Origin of the sequence: Halorubrum sp. Boch-26 (assembly GCF_029889805.1) — an archaeon.
GTDB lineage: Archaea > Halobacteriota > Halobacteria > Halobacteriales > Haloferacaceae > Halorubrum.
Genome location: NZ_JARANT010000059.1, coordinates 1 through 16651, shown reverse-complemented (window position 1 = coordinate 16651; position 16651 = coordinate 1). Strand labels below are relative to the sequence as shown.

The window sequence follows — 16651 nt, the reverse complement described above, 5'->3', positions numbered from 1 at the left end:
ATCACGGCTAACGAGCTCCGCCTTAGTCTCGGGGGATCGGATATGGGTATATGAGACTGCCGCCAAATCGACCCCGACGACGGCCCGCACGGGCCGCGGCTCGGGCCACGGGCCGACGGCTCTCCCATGCTCCCCGACCGATCGCCGAACGGCTCGGGTCCCGACGGCGAGTCCGCCGGCGCCGACGACTGAGAGGCGACACCGACGACTGAGAGGCGACAAAGACGACTGAAGAGCGGTGTCGAGTCGCCTCGCGGCGTCTCCCAATGAACGAAAACGACCGGAATGCTCTTTATATTGGTACTCATTAGCATGCGTAGTATGACAGCGTCGGACGCACCGATCGCCGGTTCGGAGAGCGAGGGGCCGGCCGAGGACGACGGCGACCCGGACCGCTCGGAAACCGCGCTCACCCGCTCCGACGAGCGGGTGCTCGCGTACCTGGACGACGTCGGGACCGACTATCCCGCCTTCGTCGCGAGCAACACGGGGCTGTACCTCGACCACGTCGAGTCGCGGCTGGACGCGCTCGACGCGGCGGGACTCGTCGAACGAGTGACCGGCGAGGCGGTGTACCGGATCACCGACGCCGGCCGCGACGCGCTCCGCGACGACTGCGCGGCCTGGTCGGACTGACGGGCCGTTCCGCCTGTCAACCGCGACGGCGACACCTACCGCCCGAGGTCCGCGTGCGCCGAAGAGAGGTGTCTGGAGCCGAGCGCGGCGAGCAGCGAGAGCTCGCCCGCGAGCGCGCCGACCGCGATCGCCTCCGCGAGCGCGTCGCCGTTGCTGCCGGCGGGGTCGCCGCCGCCGCGGACGCCGAGCACGTCGAGCCCGGCGGCCTGCGTCGGCAGTTTCGTGCCGCCGCCGACCGTGCCGACTTCGAGGCTCGCGAGCGACACGGAGAGGTAGAGGTCCCCCTCGGGCGTCGCCTCCGCGGTCGTGATCGCGTTCGCGCCCTCGACCACCTGCGCCTCGTCCTGCCCGGTCGCGAGGAACATCGCGGCGACCGCGTTGGCGACGTGGGCGTTGAAGCCGAGTCCGCCCGCCTTCGCGGAGCCGACGAGGTTCTTCCGCGTGTTGATCTCGGTGATCGCCTCGGGGGTCGTGTGGAGCCGCTCCTCGACGACCTCGCGGGGGACCTCCACGTCGGCGCTCACCGACCGGCCGCGCCCCTCGACCGCGTTGATCGCGGCGGGCTTCTTGTCCGAGCAGAGGTTCCCGGAGAGCGCGACCAAGGCGGCGTCCGTCTCCGCCTCGATGACATCGCAGGCCTCCCGCGTCGCGATGGTGGCCATGTTCATCCCCATCGCGTCCTTCGTGTCGTAGCGGAACCGCAGGTAAACGTTGTTGCCGACGACGTACGGCGTCACGTCGAGCAGCTCGCCGTGGCTCGTCGTCGACTCCGCGGCCTCCCGAAGCGCCGCCTCGTTGTCGCGGACCCACGCGACGAGCGCCTCCGCCTCGGCGACGTCGCCGACGCGGAAGACGGGCGCGCGGGTCATCCCGCTCTTCGTCACCCGCGCGGTCGCCCCGCCGGCGTCGTTGACGACCGAGCAGCCGCGGTTGATCGAGGCGACCAAGGCCCCCTCCGTGGTCGCCAGCGGGAGGTACCGCTCGCCGTCGAGCGCGCCGCCGTCGATCGACACCGGGCCGGCGACGCCCAGCGGCACCTGTACGGCGCCGATCATGTTCTCGATGTTCGAGCCGTGCGCGTCGGCGGCGTCGAAGGCGTACTCGCCGAGGACGTCGACGTCGGCGTCCGCGGTCTCGCTCACGAGGCGTCGGCGGGCCGCCGCGGCGGTGTCGGCGTCGGCGTGCTCTTCGAGCTCGTGGAACCGGATCTCGTCGTCGCGGACGCGCGCCGCGAGCGACGCGGGGGTGGCGTCGGTCATGCCCGCGTCTCCTCGCGGCGCGTGCTAATGGTTGTCGATTCCGCGGGGGCGACGGCGAGAGGAGCCTCGGCCGAGCCGCCTACCGCCCGACGATCCCGGAGAGTCGCTCCGCGATCGACTCTCCGCCGAGCTTGAGGTAGTAGGCGTCACCGCCGTCCTCGTAGTAGTTGTCGATCCGTCGGACGACTTCGAAGCCGAGGTGCTCGTAGAAGCCGAGAGCCCGCTCGTTCGTCGTCCGGGCGTGGCAGGTGACCGACCGGTGCTCGGCGGCGACGTCGGCGACGAGCCGTTCCGCGTGGCCGCGCCCCCGGTGGTCGGGGTGGACGGCCAGAAAGAGGATGTACCCGTCGCGACGGACCGAGGCGAACGCGACGAGCGCGTCGTTCTCAACGAGGAGATGCGTCGTGGATCGGCGGTAGGCGTCGGTGAAGAATCCCCGACGCTGTCGGAGGACCCCCTCCTCGGCACAGATCCGCTCTTTGAGGTCCCACGCTGCCGGCGCGTGGTCGGACTCTCCGGGCGGGTCCGTCCGCTTCTCCACGTTGACGCTCACTGCAAGGAGATAACACACCAGCGGAATATAACTCCACCGCCACCGGGGAGGGTTGCGATCGGGGCCTCCGGAGCAGTTCCGGTCGGCTCGGGGCGACCCGAACCGGACCGCCCCGTCGCGCTCGACGACGGAAGCATTTTGGCCGGGTCGGCCGTGATGCCGATAATGGCCGCCGAGTCGCCGCCGGACCGAGGACGCTTCAGACGGGCGTTCCTGACCGGCGTCGCCGTCATCGTTCCCTCCGTCATCACGCTCGCGGTGCTTGGCGTCGTGTTCAACGCGATCTACGACTACCTGAACGCCTTCTCCACGGCGATCGTCCCCCTGTTACCGCCGTCGACGCTGCCGATCGACCGCGAGGTCGCTATCGAGGTCGCCACGCCGATCGTGTTCGTCGGGTCGATCCTCCTCATCGGCGTCGTCGTCGAGTCGACGCCGTACGGCGAGCGCGCGGTCGACTACGTCGATTACGCGATCGAGCAGATACCGGGGGTCGGTTCCGTGTACCAGGGGTTTCGGCAGATGAGCGACGCCATGATGGAGTCGGACGGCGGGAACTTCCAAGAGGTGGTCCTCGTCGAGTTCCCGACGGAGGACGTGTACGCCCTCGCGTTCGTCACGAGCGAGACCCCGGAGACGGTCGCCGCCCCGACCGAGAGCGGGGAGATGCGGACGCTGTTCATGCCGATGGCCCCGAACCCGGTGATGGGCGGACACGTCCTGTTCGTCCCCGAACGCCGGATCGTCGAGGTCGACCTGAGCGTCGAGGAGGGGATCCGGGCGCTGGTGACGAGCGGCGTGGCGCTCGAACGCGCCGCGGCCGACGCCGACGGCGTGTCCCCGGGGCGGGTCCGCGACGCCGGCCACGAGGGCCGCGTCGGCTCGTACCACTCCTCGATGTCGGACGCCGCGAAGCGCTCGGACGACGGGCCTGACCGGACGAGCGGCCGTCCGGGCGACGACCGAGGCGGGCGGAGCGACGAGCGGATCACGCCCGACGACGGCCGGGGGGACCGCCCGTGAGCTTCGCGCTCCGCGACCACACCGCCGACGTGGCGGTCGAGGCGACCGCGCCGACCCTCGCGGGGCTGTTCGAGGCCGTCGCCGACGGGCTCACCGCCGCGAGCTGCGAGGCGGTCCCGGAGACCGGCGACCGATTCGAGCTCGCCGTGACCGCCGAGAGCCGCGAGGCGCTGCTGTTCGACTACCTCGATCAGCTGATCTACGAGCGCGACGTGCGACTCGTGCTCCCGGCCGGGCACCGGTGTGCGGTCTCGGGGCCGGACGATCCGGCGGATGACGATAATGACGCGACGGACGATCCGGAGACGGACGACCCCGACGCGTGGACCGTCGAGGCGACGGCCCGCGGAGTCCCGCTCGGCGACGTCGCGGCTCGCGAGATCAAGGCGGTCACCTACTCCGAGATGACCCTCGAACGGCGGAGCGACGAGTGGTACGCGTACGTCGTCTTCGACGTGTGACGCTCGTCTGCTATCGAGTCACGCGGTCTGCTGACGCGTGGCGTGACGCCGCCCCGCCGGCCGCGTCGCGGTCGCCTCTCGCAACGCCCTTGCCCCCCCGCGCCGAACGCCGGGGTATGACCACGCGCGAGTTCGACGGGATCCGACTGGAGAAGGTGCGCGACCACGTCTGGGAGATCCCCCGCGAGGGCGACATGAACGTCCCCGCGCGGGTCTTCGCCAGCGAGTCGCTGCTGGAGGAGATCGGCGACGACGACTCGCTCCGACAGCTGAAGAACGCGACGCACCTCCCGGGGATGGCCGAGCCGGCTCTCTGTATGCCCGACGGCCATCAGGGGTACGGCTTCCCCGTCGGCGGCGTCGGCGCGATCGACGCCCGGACCGGCTGTATCTCGCCCGGAGCGGTCGGCTACGACATAAATTGTGGCGTGAGAATGATGAATACTAACCTCACGTACGACGACGTGCGCGGCCGCGAGTCCGAGCTCGTCGACGCGCTCTTCGACGCGATCCCCTCCGGGCTCGGCGGCGGCGGCGTGATCGACGGCGACGCCGACGCGATCGAGGGCGCCCTCGAACGCGGCGTCGAGTGGGCGGTCGAGGCGGGATACGGGATCGAGAGCGACCTCGCGCGCTGCGAGGACGAGGGGCGACGGCCCGACGCGCGGCCGGAGTACGTCTCCCAGAAGGCGATGGACCGCGGGCGCAACCAGATGGGGTCGCTCGGCTCGGGGAACCACTTCCTGGAGGTCCAGCGCGTCACAGACGTGTTCCTGCCCGAGGTCGCCGAGGCGTACGGTCTCGCCGAGGACGGGATCGTCGTCTTGATCCACTGCGGGAGCCGCGGACTGGGCCATCAGACCTGCAACGACTACCTGCGGCGGATAGAGAAGGAGCACGGCGACCTCCTCGACTCGCTGCCGGACAAGGAGCTCGCGGCCGCGCCCGCCGGCTCCGCGCTCGCCGACGAGTACTACGGCGCGATGGGCGCGTGCATCAACTTCGCGTGGGTGAACCGTCAGCTGATCACTCATCAGGCCCGCCAGACGTTCGGCGAGGTGTTCGACGCCGACCCGATCGAGGACCTCGGGATGGAGCTGCTGTACGACGTGGCGCACAACATCGCGAAGAAGGAGACCCACGAGGTCGGCGTCGACGCCGACGGGCGCCCCGCGGTCGGCGACGAGGCCGTGGACCGCGCCGATCGGGAGCTGTACGTCCACCGCAAGGGGGCCACGCGCGCGTTCCCCGCGGGCCACGAGGACGTGCCCGCGACGTACCGCGACGTGGGCCAGCCCGTGATCATCCCCGGGAGCATGGGCGCCGGCTCGTACGTGCTCCGCGGCGGCGCGGAGTCGATGTCGGTGTCGTTCGGCTCCACCGCCCACGGCGCCGGCCGGCTGATGAGCCGGACGCAGGCGAAACAAGAGTTCTGGGGCGGCGACGTGCAGGACGACCTCGAGGACGGCCAGCAGATCTACGTGAAAGCGCAGTCGGGCGCGACCATCGCCGAGGAGGCTCCGGGCGTGTACAAGGACATCGACGAGGTGATCCGCGTCAGCGACGCGCTCGGCATCGGTGACAAGGTGGCGCGGACGTTCCCCGTCTGCAACATCAAGGGGTAACGTCGGCTGCCACGCGCCACCGAGTTCTTATATCGGATACCACGGCCAGGTTGCACCGAGATGACCGACCACTCGCGGACCGACGGCTCGGTCGAAACGGTCTCCAGACGATCCGTGCTCGGCGGCGTCGCCGCCGTCGCCGGCGGTGGTCTCGCGGGCCTCGGCGCCCTCGCCGCGTCGAGCGAACCCGCGGTCGCGGTCGAGGGAGACCCCGCCGCCTTCGAGGCCGGCGATGCGCCGACCGTCACCAGCAACGACGGGCGGATCGACTCCGTCTACCTCTCGCCCGCCGTCAGCGTTTCCTGGACGGACTTCTCCGACGGCGTCGAGCGCGTGACGCTCGCGCTCGCCGTCGGGAGCGACGCCGGCGTCGACGAGGTGTACCGGGAGACGCTGACCGCGTCCGACCCGGACGCGACGCCCGGAGACGTCGCGGCGGTGGCGAACGGCGGCGACGGGAAACCGGAGGGGACGGCGCCCGACTTCGCCGCGGTCGACGGCGGCCTCACCGCGCGGTTCGAGCGCGCCGACGCGACCGCCCGCGGCGACGCGGTGACGAGCGAGTCGCTCGGCGATCCGGACCTCCCCGGCGGCGAGAGAGCGACGACGACCCTTGACCTCGTGTTCCGCGCGGACGTCGCCGGCGGCGGCGACGAGGCGACCGTCGTGCGCACGACGACCGTCGACGTGACGGTCGAGAACCCCGCCGGCGACGCGACGGCCGGCGGTGAGGTGGAGGTGGACGCCGCGTAGGGCGGACCGGTCCCGGTTCGCTCAGAGGTGCATCCCGCCGTCGACTTCCAGCACCTCGCCGTGGACGTACTCGTTGTCGAGCAGGTACCGGACGGAGTCGGCCACGTCCGCCGGCTCGCAGGCGTACTCCGGGAGGTGGGTGTCGACGTTCTCGTGGCCGCGGAACTCGATCTCCTCGAGGTAGTCGAGGATGACGTCGTTGAGGTCGGTCTCGACGGGACCCGGCGCGACGGCGTTGACCTGCACGCCGTCCGGCCCGAGCTCCCGAGCCAGCGCGCGAGTGAGCCCGTGTAATCCGGCCTTGCTCGCGGCGTAGCTCGCGTCGACGGTCCCCAGCGTCCCCCCGACGCTGGAGAGGAACACGACGTCGCCGCCGCTCGGACGGAGATGCGGGGCCGCGGCGCGAGCCACCCGAAACGCACCCGAGAGGTTGGTGCCGATCACCGACTCCCACTCGGCGTCGGTCGTCTCCTCCAGTCGGTTCGGGCGCGTGATTCCGGCGTTGTTGACGACCGCGTCGAGCGTGTCGAACGTGTCGACGGCGGTCTCGACGAGTCGGTCCGCGGCCGCGGACTCGGAGACGTCGGCCCGCACGGTGACGGCCTCGCCGCCCGCCTCGCGGACCCGCTCCGCCGTTTCGACCGCCGCGGCCTCGTCCGACCGGTAGTTGACGACGACGTTGCGCTCGGCGAGCTCGATCGCGATCGCTCGGCCGATTCCGCGGCTGCTTCCGGTGACCAGTATCGCCATATCCGCACGTGTAATTACTAATTAATACCACTAACGAATACCGCGCCGCTCTCGACCGACGCGCGGTCGCGGTCGGACTCCCGGTTCCGTCAGCGCTCCCGCTTCGCCTCCCGACCGAGCTCCTCCTCCACGGCCGCTACCTTCCGTTCCGCGGTCGTGTCCGCGGCGCGCTTGTCGTCGATCTTCAGCACCGTCGAGACGCGGTCGCCGTCGACCGCCTCGTGGGCGGCCGCGGCCGCGGCGAACACCGTCTCGGCGTCGTCGGCCTCGATCACGGTGCCCATCGGGTTCGTCTCGTAGCTCACGTCGAACTCGTCGAGCGCGTCGACGGCCTTCGCGACCTCGCCGGCCATACTCCCCTCTATCACCGGTGCGACGCTCAGTAACGCGACCGTTGTCATACCCCCGCATCCGGGCCGCGAGCACTTAAAAACGGAGCGCGCGGCGGCTCCGACAGCGACCTCAATCGAGAGCGTCCCGCAGGAACGACAGCTGATGCCCGACCGCCGGCTCGAAGTCCTCGCCGAACGGGGAGAAGTGGTCCGCGGGCATGGTGACGACGGTCCCGCGCGACAGCCGCTCGCCCGCGTCGACGACCGACTCGCTGTCGACGACGGCGTCGTCGGTCCCCGCCAAGAGCAGCGTCGGCGCTCGTATCTCGCCGACTCGTTCGACCGGTCGGTAGTTCGCGACGCGCAGCAGCGACCGCGCCGGCGTCTCGTTACGCCACGTCGACTCGCGGTCGACCAGGTCCAGGTACTTCCGTTTCGTCCCCGGCTCCGTGATCGCCGCGAGCTCCTCGGTGCCGCCCGCGATCGGGACGGTCCGCCCGCGACCGAACCGGTGGCCGACCAGGTCGCGGACGCCCGCGGCCCCCGAGCGCGCGAGGTATTTCCCCCCTCGGCGACGGGCGATCGCCCGCCCGTCGAGCATCGGGACGACGCCGACCACGGCGTCGACGTCACGGCGCGCCGCGGTGAGCGTGAGAACGTGCGCGGCCGACAGCGACGCGCCCCAGAGGACGAGGTCGCGGCCGACGGCGTCCACGCGACGTACGCGATCGATCGCAGCCGCGTAGTCGTCGCGTTGGTTCGCGGGGTGGACGGCCTGCGAGTCGCCGTCGGAGGCGCCGAACTCGCGGTAGTCGAAGAGGAACGCGGCGTGGCCGGCGTCGGCGAACCGCTCCGCGACCGCCGGGTAGCCGAAGCTCCGCTCCGCGCCGAGTCCGGGCGCCATCACGATCACCGGGGGGTCGTCGGCGTCGCCGCCCGGCAGGTAGAGGGTGCCGCGGCAGGTGTCGCCGTCGACGTCGAACGCGAGCTCACGAGTGGCGAACCGTTCGCGGGGCGGCCGGTCGAGGCGGCGCTGTGCGCGGTTCACCGGATGTCTGCGGGTCACGCTCGGCCCTCGGAGGACGCGCTGTCATCGGTATACGTTAGCGTCTCTAGCACGCGCGTCGAAAACTCCGTCTCGGAGATCTCGTAGGCGGCCAGCGCCTCGAACCACTCCGCCTCGGCGCGCCACGTCCCGAGGACGTCGTCGGGCGAGCGGACGACCGTCGCCTCGACTCGGACGGGCTCCCACTCGTCCGCCTCGGCGCGGTCGATGAGCGCGTTGAGGGCGCGCCCGATCTCGCCGTGATGCACCTCGCGGCCGGGGAACGCCGTCATGTACGTGAGGTCCAGCGGGTCGCCCTCGTCGATCTCCTCGACGCTGATCCCGTAGCTGCGGAGCGTCGGCTCCACCTCGGCCGTCTGCTCGTCGCCGGTCATACGGGACGGTCGACCGGGCGGAATAAATCGCTACCGGCGCGGGCGCCGCTCGCGGTGTGAGAATCGGTCGCTCCGTCGAAAGCCGCGGACGGGGGGACGGCCGCCGCAGACGGCGACCGTAATCGGAGTTGTCAGAGGCACACGATTGTCCCGCGCGGCCGGCTCGTAGTACTCCGTGAAATCATATAAACACTCGGGAGGCGGAGTGTCGGGTGACAACTCCTCGACTTCCGCGCTTCAGCGGGCCCGTTCGGCCCGTACGGTCTCGGACCGGGTATCCTTTATCACCGTCGCGAAACAAGGTCGGGTATGCTTCGGGGCGCGTCGTCGGCGCTATCGCGATCGACCGATGCCGCCGGCGTCCTCGTTGTCGGCGGCCTCCTGACCCTGTTGACGTGGGTCGTCACGCCGGTCTGGGTCGGCGGTGCGCTCTTCTTCCCTCCGCTCGTCGTCCTCGCCCCGCTCGCGCTCGCGCCGGCCTTCGTGCTCCGCGGGTACCTCGTCCGCGTCGTCGCCGGCGGGGGTACGACCGGGAACCGAGACGGCGCACCCTCGTTCGTCGCGTGGAATGAGCTCTACCGGGACGGACTCAAGTCGACCCTGCTCAGCGCGCTGCTGCTCGCGCCGCTCGCGCCGTTGTTCGCAACCGTCGCTCTCGCTGGCGCTGCCGCCGGAACCGGTCTCATCGACCTCGGTCCCGCGCTCGGGTTCGCGGAGCGCGCGCTCGGCCCGGCCGGCCCCCCCGCCGTCGTCGGGGCCGGCGGCGGGCTCCTGACCGTCCTCACCGCGGCGTACCTCCTCGCGTTCGCGTACGTCAGGCCGGCCGCGCTGACCGCGTTCGCCGCGTCCGGGCGGCTCCGCGACGGTCTCCGTCCGGGGCGGGTCGCCGCCGTCGCCCGCTCGGAAGCGTACGCGACCGCGTGGGTCGTCGCGCTCGCGACGCTCGGCGCGGGGTACGCGCTGGCCGCGCCGTTCGTCCCGCTCGTCGTCGGCGTCGCGTTCGTCTTCGCCGTGCGGATCGTGGCGCATGCGCTCTACGGTCGCGGCGCCGCGGGAGCGATGGACTTCGGCGTCACGGCGCCGGTCGCCCCGTCGGGATCCCCGGCCGCGCCGACCGGATCGCCCTCGGATTCGGCCGAACCGGTCCCGAACCGAACCGGAGCCTCCCTCGACCGCCCCGACGGCGGGCTCCCTCGCTCGGCGCCCGAGGCGCCGGCGGCGGTACAGACCGGGCGGACCGTTCCGCTCGGCGACAGCGACGAGACGCCGACCGACGCCGACGGCTTCGAGTGGAACGTCGACGTCGGTGTCGAGGGAAACGGCGGCCCCGAGTCACCGGTCGCCGACGACAGCGACCGGACGCCGCCGACCGGCGACGGCGACGGGAGCGGGTTCGAGTGGCGTACCCGCGTCGGCACGGAAGACAAGAGTTGATACGAGCGCGGGCGAACGACCGCGTATGCGCATCTCCGACCGGGGCTACGGCGAGGAGGGCCGGGAGCGGCTCACCCTCGTCCCCGAGAACGTCGACGACCTCTGGCACCTCGCGCACGTCCTCGAACCCGGGGACCGCGTCGAGGGGGACACCACCCGCCGGATCCAGCGGAACGACGACCAGATGCGGGACACCGGCGGCCAGCGCGAGCACCTGTTCGTCACGCTGGAGGTCGACGACGTGGAGTTCGCCCGGTTCGCCAACCGGCTCCGCGTCTCCGGCCTGATCGTCGCCTGCTCGCGCGAGGACCAGCTCAACGCCCACCACACGCTCAACGTCGAGGAGCACGACGAGATCACGGTGGAAAAGCACTTCAAGCCGGACCAGACCGAGCGCTTGGAGGAGGCGACGGAGGCCGCCGAGAACCCCGACGTGGCCATCGCGACCGTCGAGGAGGGGGCCGCCTACGTCCACACGGTCCAGCAGTACGGCACCGAGGAGTACGCCTCGTTCACGAAGCCGACCGGGAAAGGCGAGTACTCCCGGCCCCGCGCGGAGCTGTTCGCCGAGCTCGGCGAGGCGCTCGCGCACCTCGACGCCGACGCCGTGATCCTCGCCGGCCCGGGGTTCACGAAGAACGACGCGCGCGACTACATCCAAGAGGAGTACCGCGACCTCGACGACCGGATCACCACGGTCGACACCTCTGCCGCGGGCGACCGGGGGGTCCACGAGGTGCTGAAGCGCGGCGCGGTCGACGAGGTCCAGAAGGAGACCCGCATCTCGAAGGAGGCGAGCCTCATCGACGAGCTGACCGAGAACATCGCGCAGGGCGCAAAAGCGACCTACGGCCCCGAAGACGTGGCCGAGGCCGCCGAGTTCGGCGCGATCGAGACGCTCCTCGTGGTCGACGACCGGCTCCGCACGGAGCGACAGGGGGAGGGCGACTGGTCTATCGACGTCAACGAGGTGATCGAGTCGGTCGAACAGCAGGGCGGCGACGTGGTCGTCTTCTCCTCGGAGTTCGCCCCCGGCGAGCAGCTCTCGAATCTCGGGGGGATCGCCGCGATTCTGCGATATCGGTTGCAGTAAGGAGCGGAAGCGACGTCTCAGTCTTATAAACAGTGAGGCGGTGGCGCGCGCCTCCGAGCGCCCATCGGGCGCGAGGAGCGCGTGCGAGGGAGTCGGCGGTCCGGCGCGGCTCCGCCCGCGCCGGGCCGCCCGCCGAGGCTGGGGAGGCGTGAGGCCGCGGTCCCGCGAGCGATCGGAGGGAGCGAGCGGGAGTAGGAAAGTCGCAGCGCCGAGCGTTGCGAGACCGTCGGTCTCGCAGGCAGCCGGGCGAAGCCCGGCGACGAAGCGAGCCGACCGTCTTCCGGCGGTGCTGTGCGGGGCGGGACGCAAACGGGCAGCCGTGCGGTCGCCGTACGCTCGTTGCGCTCCTCAGTCGCTCGCGGTGCTCGCTCCTTCCGGTGCTTCCGTCGCCTGCGGCGATCGCACGGCTGGGGCTTTGGAGGCGTTCTCCACCGATCCAGTGTCAATTATTACGAGCACGTCAGATACCGAAACCGATCACCGACGGATCGCAGACTCTGTATTATCGTCCGGTGAGCGCCTCGCTCGCGGGCGCGAAGTCGATCGTCTGCCCCCGGCCCGCCTCGCTCGCCCGCTTATAAAGCATATGCGCGGCCGCGACCGTCTCGATCCCGGTCCCGCCGGAGTCGAACACCGTAATCTCCCCCTCGCTCGTCCGGCCCGGGTGCTCGCCGGCGACGACCGCGCCGAGGTCGGCTGCGACGTGGTCCTCGCCGATCAACCCCGCCTCCTCGGCCGCGAGGAACGACCCCGCGTCCTGACTCACCCGCTCGCGGATGTCGGGGACGTACGTCGCCCGGGCGATCAGCTCCGGCGGGAGCTCGTTCTTCTTCGGGTTGTACTGGCCCATCGCCGTGACGTGGGCGCCGGGGTCGACGTCCGCGTCGTCGATGACGGGGTCGCTCGCGTTCGTCGCCGTGATCACCACGTCGGCGCCGGCGACCGCCTCGCTCGCGGTCGCGACCGCCGTGACCGCGGGCTCGATCCGGTCGGCGAACTCCTCGGCGAACGCCTCGCGGCTCTCGGCGGTCGGCGAGAACACCCGAACGGCCTCGAACTCCCGCACGGTCGCGGTCGTCGCGAGCTGGCCGCGGGCCTGCGCCCCGCTGCCGATCACGGCGATCTCCGTCGCGTCCTCGCGGGCGAGCGCGTCGACCGCGGTCGCCCCGGCCGCGCCGGTCTTGTACGGGTTCATCGAGGCGCCGTCGAGCACCGCGAGCGGTTCGCCCGACTCGGCGTCGAACAGCGGGGTCATGAACCACGCGTCGCCCGCGCCGAATCCGGCGGAGTAGGTGTAGCCCCCCATCCCGCCCGTCTCGGGGAGGACCGACGTGTAAGAGGTCAGCATGCCCGGCGGATCGCGGTTGTACAGCAGCGTCCGCGGCTTCGCGGGCGCACCCTCCCCGATCTGGCGGTACGCGTCGCGGACCGCGGCGACGTAGTCCGCCGGCTCGGCGAGGTCGTCGACGTCGGCGCTCGAGAGGAACAGCGTCTCTGTCATACCGGTTCCCTCGGGTGCGAGGGACTAAACCGTGTAGGGAACCGGCACGCGACGCGGCGTGAACTCCCGCCAGTCAGTCGAGCGCGTCAGTCGGCCAAACGCGTCAGTCGGCCGAGCCCGCCAGTCGGCCGAGCGCGTCAGTCGGAGCCGCCGGCTCCCGAGCGGCCGGTCCGCGACCGCTCGACCGCCCGGTCGATCGAGTCGCCGACGGATCCGGTGCGGGAGCGCTCTGCCCCGCCGTGAACGTCGGTAACTGGGCCCCGAACGAACAGCGCGTGGGCCATGACGGCTCCCGCGACGAGTGCGCCCCCGGGGAGCGCGGCCGTCAACGACAACCCGACCAGATTCAGGAAGGCGGTCACACCGATCAACGCGGCCGGGATAAGGCCGAGAACGTAGTCGTAATACCCAGTCATGATCCGGTTGATCGTATTACACTATCACTATTAAAATTTTCTCAGGGTTCGAGGTGACTCCTCAGATGATCACTCTGAAGAATTCCATAAGTTATACAGACGTATCCATCTCCGATCGACGCCCGGTACGTGACGGTGCGGAGCCGGCGGCCGCCGCACACAGTCGGGACTGGAGGCGGAAAACGGGGTTCGAAACCGGGAGAACGACGGTCGAAACGCCGGGAGGTTGAGGCGCCGACGTGGCTCCCTACCGGAGCTTGAAGTACACTGCGCGCCAGCCGCCGAGCGCGACCGAGCCGAGCACGAGCATGACGACGGCGAACGCGGGCGCAGCGCCGCCGCGGAAGACGAACGCGCGGAGCGCGAGCCCGACCAGCGCCGCCGGGATCCACGACCGGACCGCGAGCGGGACCGACGACTTCGCGGTCTCGACGGCGCCAGCCGAGTAGGCGCCCACGAGCGGCGCGATCAGGGCCCACGCGATCAGGAACGGCGCGAACACCTCCAGCAGGTACAGCGGGTTCGACGACAGGAACTCGACCGAGGTGTGGTTGAGCGCGCCGACGGTCAACAGGACGATCAGGGCAAGCAGGTCGCCGACCGCGAGGGGTACGGCGCCGCGGTCGAGGCGTGTTGCGAGGAACGACGAGTCGGCCATGTCGACCCGTCGGAGCCCCCCCTACTTTGTACGCACGGATTCAGTCGGGGAGTCGCGACGCCGCCGATCGACGCGTCCTCACTCGTACAGCGGGAACTCCTCGCAGAGCTCGACGACGCGCTCACCGACCTCGTAGATGACATCGTCGCTGTCGACGTTATCGACCACGCGGTAGATGAGATCGCCGACCTCCTCGATCGCCGCCTCGTCGAACCCGCGGGTCGTGAGCCCCGCCGTACCCGCGCGGATACCCGAGGGGTTGAACGGCGACCGCGTCTCGCCCGGCACGGTGTTCCCGTTGAGTACGACGTTCGCGGCCGCCAGCGCGTCCTCGGCGTCGCCGCCCGGCAGGTCCGGGTGCGAGTCGCGGAGGTCGACCAACACGAGGTGGTTGTCGGTGCCGCCGGAGACTAAGGAGAGTCCGTGGCTCTGTAGCGTCTCGGCGAGGACCTCGGCGTTGTCCACGACCTGTTGCGCGTACGCCTCGAACTCGGGTTCGAGCGCCTCCTTGAACCCGACCGCCTTGCCGGCGACGTTGTGCATGAGGGGGCCGCCCTGCCCGCCCGGGAACACCGCCTTGTCGATGTCGTCGGCAAACTCCTCGTCGCACATCACGATCCCGCCGCGCCCGGCGCGGATCGTCTTGTGCGTCGAACCGGTGACGAAGTCGGCGATCCCGACCGGCGAGGGGTGGACGCCGGCCGCGACCAGCCCGGTGATATGCGCGATGTCGGCGAGGTGGTAGGCGTCGACGGCGTCGGCGGCCGCCTGAATCTCCTCCCAGTCGACCGTGCGCGGGTACGCGGAGTAGCCGGAGACGACGATGTCGGGCTCGAACTCCTCGGCGGCCTCGCGGAGCCCCTCGTAGTCGATGTAGCCGGTGTCGGTGTCGACCTCGTACTGCTCGACCTCGTAGATCTGTCCGGTGAAGTTCGCGGGGTGGCCGTGCGAGAGGTGACCGCCGTGGTTCAGCTCCAAGGAGAGGATCTTATCGCCCGGGTCGAGCGTCGCGTAGTACACCGCTTGGTTCGCCTGCGTCCCGGAGTGCGGCTGGACGTTGACGTGGTCAGCGCCCCACAGCTCCTTCGCGCGCTCGATCGCGAGCTCCTCGACCTCGTCAGCGTACTCGCAGCCGGCGTAGTACCGGGCGCCCGGGTAGCCCTCGGCGTACTTGTTCGTGAGGACGCTCCCCTGAGCCTCCAACACCGCCTCGCTGACGTGGTTCTCGCTGGCGATCATCGCGAGCGTCTGCTCCTGTCTGTCGCGCTCCCCGGCCAGCGCGTCGGCGACCGCCGGATCGACTTCCCGGACGTGCTCGTTGTCCATGTACGAACGCGGGTACGATCGCGCATTAATCCTTCCGTCACGGCGTCGCCCTCGCGCTCCTCACGGCGTCGCTCTCGCGCTCCTCACGGCGTCGCTCTCGCGCTCCTCACGGCGTCGTCGCGACACTCACGATGCGTTCTCTCGCCGGTCAGGACCCGTTTCTGTGTATTCGGTGTTTTCGGGCGTTTCGGCGGCTGAAGCGGCGTTGTTCACTGTATCAATCCCGTTAATATTAAATAGATATCTGGCTTTTATCCGAGGAGATATATGGTGTCAAATTTGCTGGAGACGGACGTCGAGAACGTCCTCGAGACGGCGTTCGCCGGCGACGACGAGGAGCTCCTCGTCGTCGACCCGTCCGCGGAGACGATCGTATCGCTCGTCGAGGCGGCGACCGGCCGCGACGACCTACCGACCCTGTCGATGCTGGCGGACGAACGCACGCTGAAGGACGTGACGGACGACTTCCTCGTCGCGTCGAAGGCGGCCGACCTCGTCGCCGACGGGTCGCTCGGGCTCCGCGTGCTCTCGGCCGACGTCGACAACGCGCTGTTCGTGTCACCCTCGCGGGTCGTCGTCCTCGTGAGCGCGGGCGACCACGTCGCCGCGCTCTCGACCGAAGACGGCGACTTCGTCGACGAGGTGTTCGCGACGCACCGCGACGCCTTCCAGACGGCCGAGGAGTACGGGCTCCGGACCCCGGCGCTCAACCGCGTCCGCGAGACGATGGCCGCCGAGATCGGCGAGGCCACCCGTGACGACTTCGACGCCGTGCTCGCGTCGATAGAGTCGGCGGACGCCGCGCTCGACGAGGTGACCGTCTCGCTGCTCGTCGCCGCGCGGAACGACGTGCTCCTCTACGACATCTCGAAGTGGGGCGAGGACGTCGGGATCGCCTCGAAGGCGACGTTCTCCCGGACGAAGACCCGGCTGGAGGACCTCGGGATCATCGACACCGAGAAGGTCCCGATCGACGTCGGCCGTCCGAGGCTCCGTCTCAAGCTCGGCGACGAGCGGCTCCACGGCGTTGACGCCGACGAGCTCGCCGCGGTGGCGAGCGATCTGATGGCGTAGTTGCGGGCCTCCCCCGTCTCCACTTCGGTACGCCCGTCATCCCGACACCGCCACCCACGCCGTTCTCGCACCGCCACCCGCGGCTTTTTTTCGCTCCTTCGCGTCGGAGGAGACATGGACATCGGACTTGTCGGCGAGGGCCCCGCGGTCGACGCCGTCGCGACCGCGCTCGGCGATGTCGACGTGAACGTGATGCCGGTCGAGCCGGGACTGCTGGACGGCTTCGACCTCGCGGTCGTGACGGACACCGCCGGAGCCGGCGCGTTCGCGGCCGCGAACGACACGCTCGACCGCTGGGTCGCTATCGAGGTGGGCGG

At 70.5% G+C, this 16651-nt stretch carries 18 protein-coding genes and 1 pseudogene; 9 read left to right on the top strand and 10 right to left on the bottom strand.

What is annotated here, in order from left to right; all coding sequences use genetic code 11:
* Positions 1–321 precede the first annotated feature (321 nt).
* Positions 322–636, top strand: a complete 315-nt coding sequence (locus tag OQF71_RS09640) for a DUF2250 domain-containing protein (RefSeq protein ID WP_280587334.1) — start codon at positions 322–324, stop codon at positions 634–636.
* 35 nt (positions 637–671) lie between these two features.
* Here the strand turns inward: OQF71_RS09640 and hmgA are convergent, their stop codons facing one another.
* Positions 672–1895, bottom strand: a complete 1224-nt coding sequence (gene hmgA / locus OQF71_RS09635) for a hydroxymethylglutaryl-CoA reductase (NADPH) (protein WP_280587333.1) — start codon at positions 1893–1895, stop codon at positions 672–674.
* A 79-nt stretch (positions 1896–1974) separates the two neighbouring features.
* Entirely contained in the window at positions 1975–2448 is a 474-nt protein-coding gene (locus OQF71_RS09630) for an N-acetyltransferase (RefSeq protein ID WP_280587331.1), read from the bottom strand.
* Positions 2449–2613: 165 nt separating this feature from the next.
* Between OQF71_RS09630 and OQF71_RS09625 the strand changes: the two genes are divergently transcribed.
* The 4 genes from OQF71_RS09625 to OQF71_RS09610 all read left to right on the top strand — a co-directional run bounded on the left by OQF71_RS09625 (position 2614) and on the right by OQF71_RS09610 (position 6310).
* Complete coding sequence (locus OQF71_RS09625; protein WP_280587329.1) at positions 2614–3471, top strand: DUF502 domain-containing protein; 858 nt, start codon at positions 2614–2616, stop codon at positions 3469–3471.
* Positions 3468–3932 carry an archease gene (locus OQF71_RS09620; protein WP_280587328.1) on the top strand — a complete coding sequence of 155 codons (465 nt, stop codon included), beginning with the start codon at positions 3468–3470 and terminating at the stop codon, positions 3930–3932. Before OQF71_RS09625 ends, OQF71_RS09620 begins: the two co-directional genes overlap by 4 nt.
* A 116-nt stretch (positions 3933–4048) precedes the next feature.
* Positions 4049–5557 (top strand): RtcB family protein, encoded by a 1509-nt coding sequence (locus OQF71_RS09615; RefSeq protein ID WP_280587327.1) that lies wholly within the window; start codon positions 4049–4051, stop codon positions 5555–5557.
* Between the two features lie 60 nt (positions 5558–5617).
* Complete coding sequence (locus tag OQF71_RS09610; RefSeq protein ID WP_280587325.1) at positions 5618–6310, top strand: hypothetical protein; 693 nt, start codon at positions 5618–5620, stop codon at positions 6308–6310.
* 21 nt (positions 6311–6331) lie between these two features.
* On the opposite strand, the gene OQF71_RS09605 is transcribed toward OQF71_RS09610, so the two are convergent.
* The 4 genes from OQF71_RS09605 to OQF71_RS09590 form a co-directional block, all read right to left on the bottom strand.
* On the bottom strand, positions 6332–7060 hold the full coding sequence (locus OQF71_RS09605) for an SDR family oxidoreductase (RefSeq protein WP_280587324.1): 729 nt from the start codon (positions 7058–7060) through the stop codon (positions 6332–6334).
* Between the two features lie 89 nt (positions 7061–7149).
* On the bottom strand, positions 7150–7461 hold the full coding sequence (locus tag OQF71_RS09600) for an MTH1187 family thiamine-binding protein (RefSeq protein ID WP_280587321.1): 312 nt from the start codon (positions 7459–7461) through the stop codon (positions 7150–7152).
* Between the two features lie 61 nt (positions 7462–7522).
* Positions 7523–8458, bottom strand: a complete 936-nt coding sequence (locus OQF71_RS09595; RefSeq protein WP_280587319.1) for an alpha/beta fold hydrolase — start codon at positions 8456–8458, stop codon at positions 7523–7525.
* Positions 8455–8832: a hypothetical protein gene (locus tag OQF71_RS09590; RefSeq protein WP_280587318.1), complete on the bottom strand. Its 378-nt coding sequence runs from the start codon at positions 8830–8832 to the stop codon at positions 8455–8457. Before OQF71_RS09590 ends, OQF71_RS09595 begins: the two co-directional genes overlap by 4 nt.
* Positions 8833–9141: 309 nt before the next feature.
* Between OQF71_RS09590 and OQF71_RS09585 the strand changes: the two genes are divergently transcribed.
* Together OQF71_RS09585 and OQF71_RS09580 are read left to right on the top strand one after the other, a co-directional pair.
* Positions 9142–10266: a DUF4013 domain-containing protein gene (locus OQF71_RS09585; RefSeq protein ID WP_280587316.1), complete on the top strand. Its 1125-nt coding sequence runs from the start codon at positions 9142–9144 to the stop codon at positions 10264–10266.
* A gap of 25 nt (positions 10267–10291) precedes the next feature.
* Complete coding sequence (locus OQF71_RS09580) at positions 10292–11359, top strand: mRNA surveillance protein pelota (RefSeq protein ID WP_280587315.1); 1068 nt, start codon at positions 10292–10294, stop codon at positions 11357–11359.
* A 502-nt stretch (positions 11360–11861) separates the two neighbouring features.
* On the opposite strand, the gene OQF71_RS09575 is transcribed toward OQF71_RS09580, so the two are convergent.
* The 4 genes from OQF71_RS09575 to glyA all read right to left on the bottom strand — a co-directional run bounded on the left by OQF71_RS09575 (position 11862) and on the right by glyA (position 15260).
* Positions 11862–12860 (bottom strand): ornithine cyclodeaminase family protein, encoded by a 999-nt coding sequence (locus OQF71_RS09575; RefSeq protein WP_280587314.1) that lies wholly within the window; start codon positions 12858–12860, stop codon positions 11862–11864.
* Between the two features lie 137 nt (positions 12861–12997).
* Positions 12998–13276: a hypothetical protein gene (locus OQF71_RS09570; RefSeq protein ID WP_280587313.1), complete on the bottom strand. Its 279-nt coding sequence runs from the start codon at positions 13274–13276 to the stop codon at positions 12998–13000.
* A 247-nt stretch (positions 13277–13523) separates the two neighbouring features.
* A complete protein-coding gene (locus tag OQF71_RS09565; RefSeq protein WP_280587312.1) occupies positions 13524–13934 on the bottom strand; it encodes a DUF3054 domain-containing protein in 411 nt (136 codons plus the stop codon).
* Between the two features lie 78 nt (positions 13935–14012).
* Positions 14013–15260: a serine hydroxymethyltransferase gene (gene glyA / locus OQF71_RS09560; RefSeq protein ID WP_280587310.1), complete on the bottom strand. Its 1248-nt coding sequence runs from the start codon at positions 15258–15260 to the stop codon at positions 14013–14015.
* A 267-nt stretch (positions 15261–15527) separates the two neighbouring features.
* On the opposite strand from glyA, the gene OQF71_RS09555 reads away from it, so the two are divergent.
* Together OQF71_RS09555 and OQF71_RS09550 are read left to right on the top strand one after the other, a co-directional pair.
* A complete protein-coding gene (locus OQF71_RS09555; protein ID WP_280587308.1) occupies positions 15528–16334 on the top strand; it encodes a DUF5821 family protein in 807 nt (268 codons plus the stop codon).
* Between the two features lie 114 nt (positions 16335–16448).
* Positions 16449–16651: pseudogene (locus OQF71_RS09550) on the top strand (bacteriocin biosynthesis protein SagD); the annotation flags it as partial.

What these genes read in the sequence shown, in the direction of transcription:
- OQF71_RS09640 (WP_280587334.1), top strand. Translation starts at nt 322, where the DNA reads ATGACAGCGTCGGACGCACCGATCGCCGGTTCGGAGAGCGAGGGGCCG.
- hmgA (WP_280587333.1), bottom strand. Translation starts at nt 1,895, where the DNA reads ATGACCGACGCCACCCCCGCGTCGCTCGCGGCGCGCGTCCGCGACGAC.
- OQF71_RS09625 (WP_280587329.1), top strand. Translation starts at nt 2,614, where the DNA reads ATGGCCGCCGAGTCGCCGCCGGACCGAGGACGCTTCAGACGGGCGTTC.
- OQF71_RS09615 (WP_280587327.1), top strand. Translation starts at nt 4,049, where the DNA reads ATGACCACGCGCGAGTTCGACGGGATCCGACTGGAGAAGGTGCGCGAC.
- OQF71_RS09610 (WP_280587325.1), top strand. Translation starts at nt 5,618, where the DNA reads ATGACCGACCACTCGCGGACCGACGGCTCGGTCGAAACGGTCTCCAGA.
- OQF71_RS09605 (WP_280587324.1), bottom strand. Translation starts at nt 7,060, where the DNA reads ATGGCGATACTGGTCACCGGAAGCAGCCGCGGAATCGGCCGAGCGATC.
- OQF71_RS09600 (WP_280587321.1), bottom strand. Translation starts at nt 7,461, where the DNA reads ATGACAACGGTCGCGTTACTGAGCGTCGCACCGGTGATAGAGGGGAGT.
- OQF71_RS09590 (WP_280587318.1), bottom strand. Translation starts at nt 8,832, where the DNA reads ATGACCGGCGACGAGCAGACGGCCGAGGTGGAGCCGACGCTCCGCAGC.
- OQF71_RS09585 (WP_280587316.1), top strand. Translation starts at nt 9,142, where the DNA reads ATGCTTCGGGGCGCGTCGTCGGCGCTATCGCGATCGACCGATGCCGCC.
- OQF71_RS09580 (WP_280587315.1), top strand. Translation starts at nt 10,292, where the DNA reads ATGCGCATCTCCGACCGGGGCTACGGCGAGGAGGGCCGGGAGCGGCTC.
- OQF71_RS09575 (WP_280587314.1), bottom strand. Translation starts at nt 12,860, where the DNA reads ATGACAGAGACGCTGTTCCTCTCGAGCGCCGACGTCGACGACCTCGCC.
- OQF71_RS09570 (WP_280587313.1), bottom strand. Translation starts at nt 13,276, where the DNA reads ATGACTGGGTATTACGACTACGTTCTCGGCCTTATCCCGGCCGCGTTG.
- OQF71_RS09565 (WP_280587312.1), bottom strand. Translation starts at nt 13,934, where the DNA reads ATGGCCGACTCGTCGTTCCTCGCAACACGCCTCGACCGCGGCGCCGTA.
- glyA (WP_280587310.1), bottom strand. Translation starts at nt 15,260, where the DNA reads ATGGACAACGAGCACGTCCGGGAAGTCGATCCGGCGGTCGCCGACGCG.
- OQF71_RS09555 (WP_280587308.1), top strand. Translation starts at nt 15,528, where the DNA reads ATGGTGTCAAATTTGCTGGAGACGGACGTCGAGAACGTCCTCGAGACG.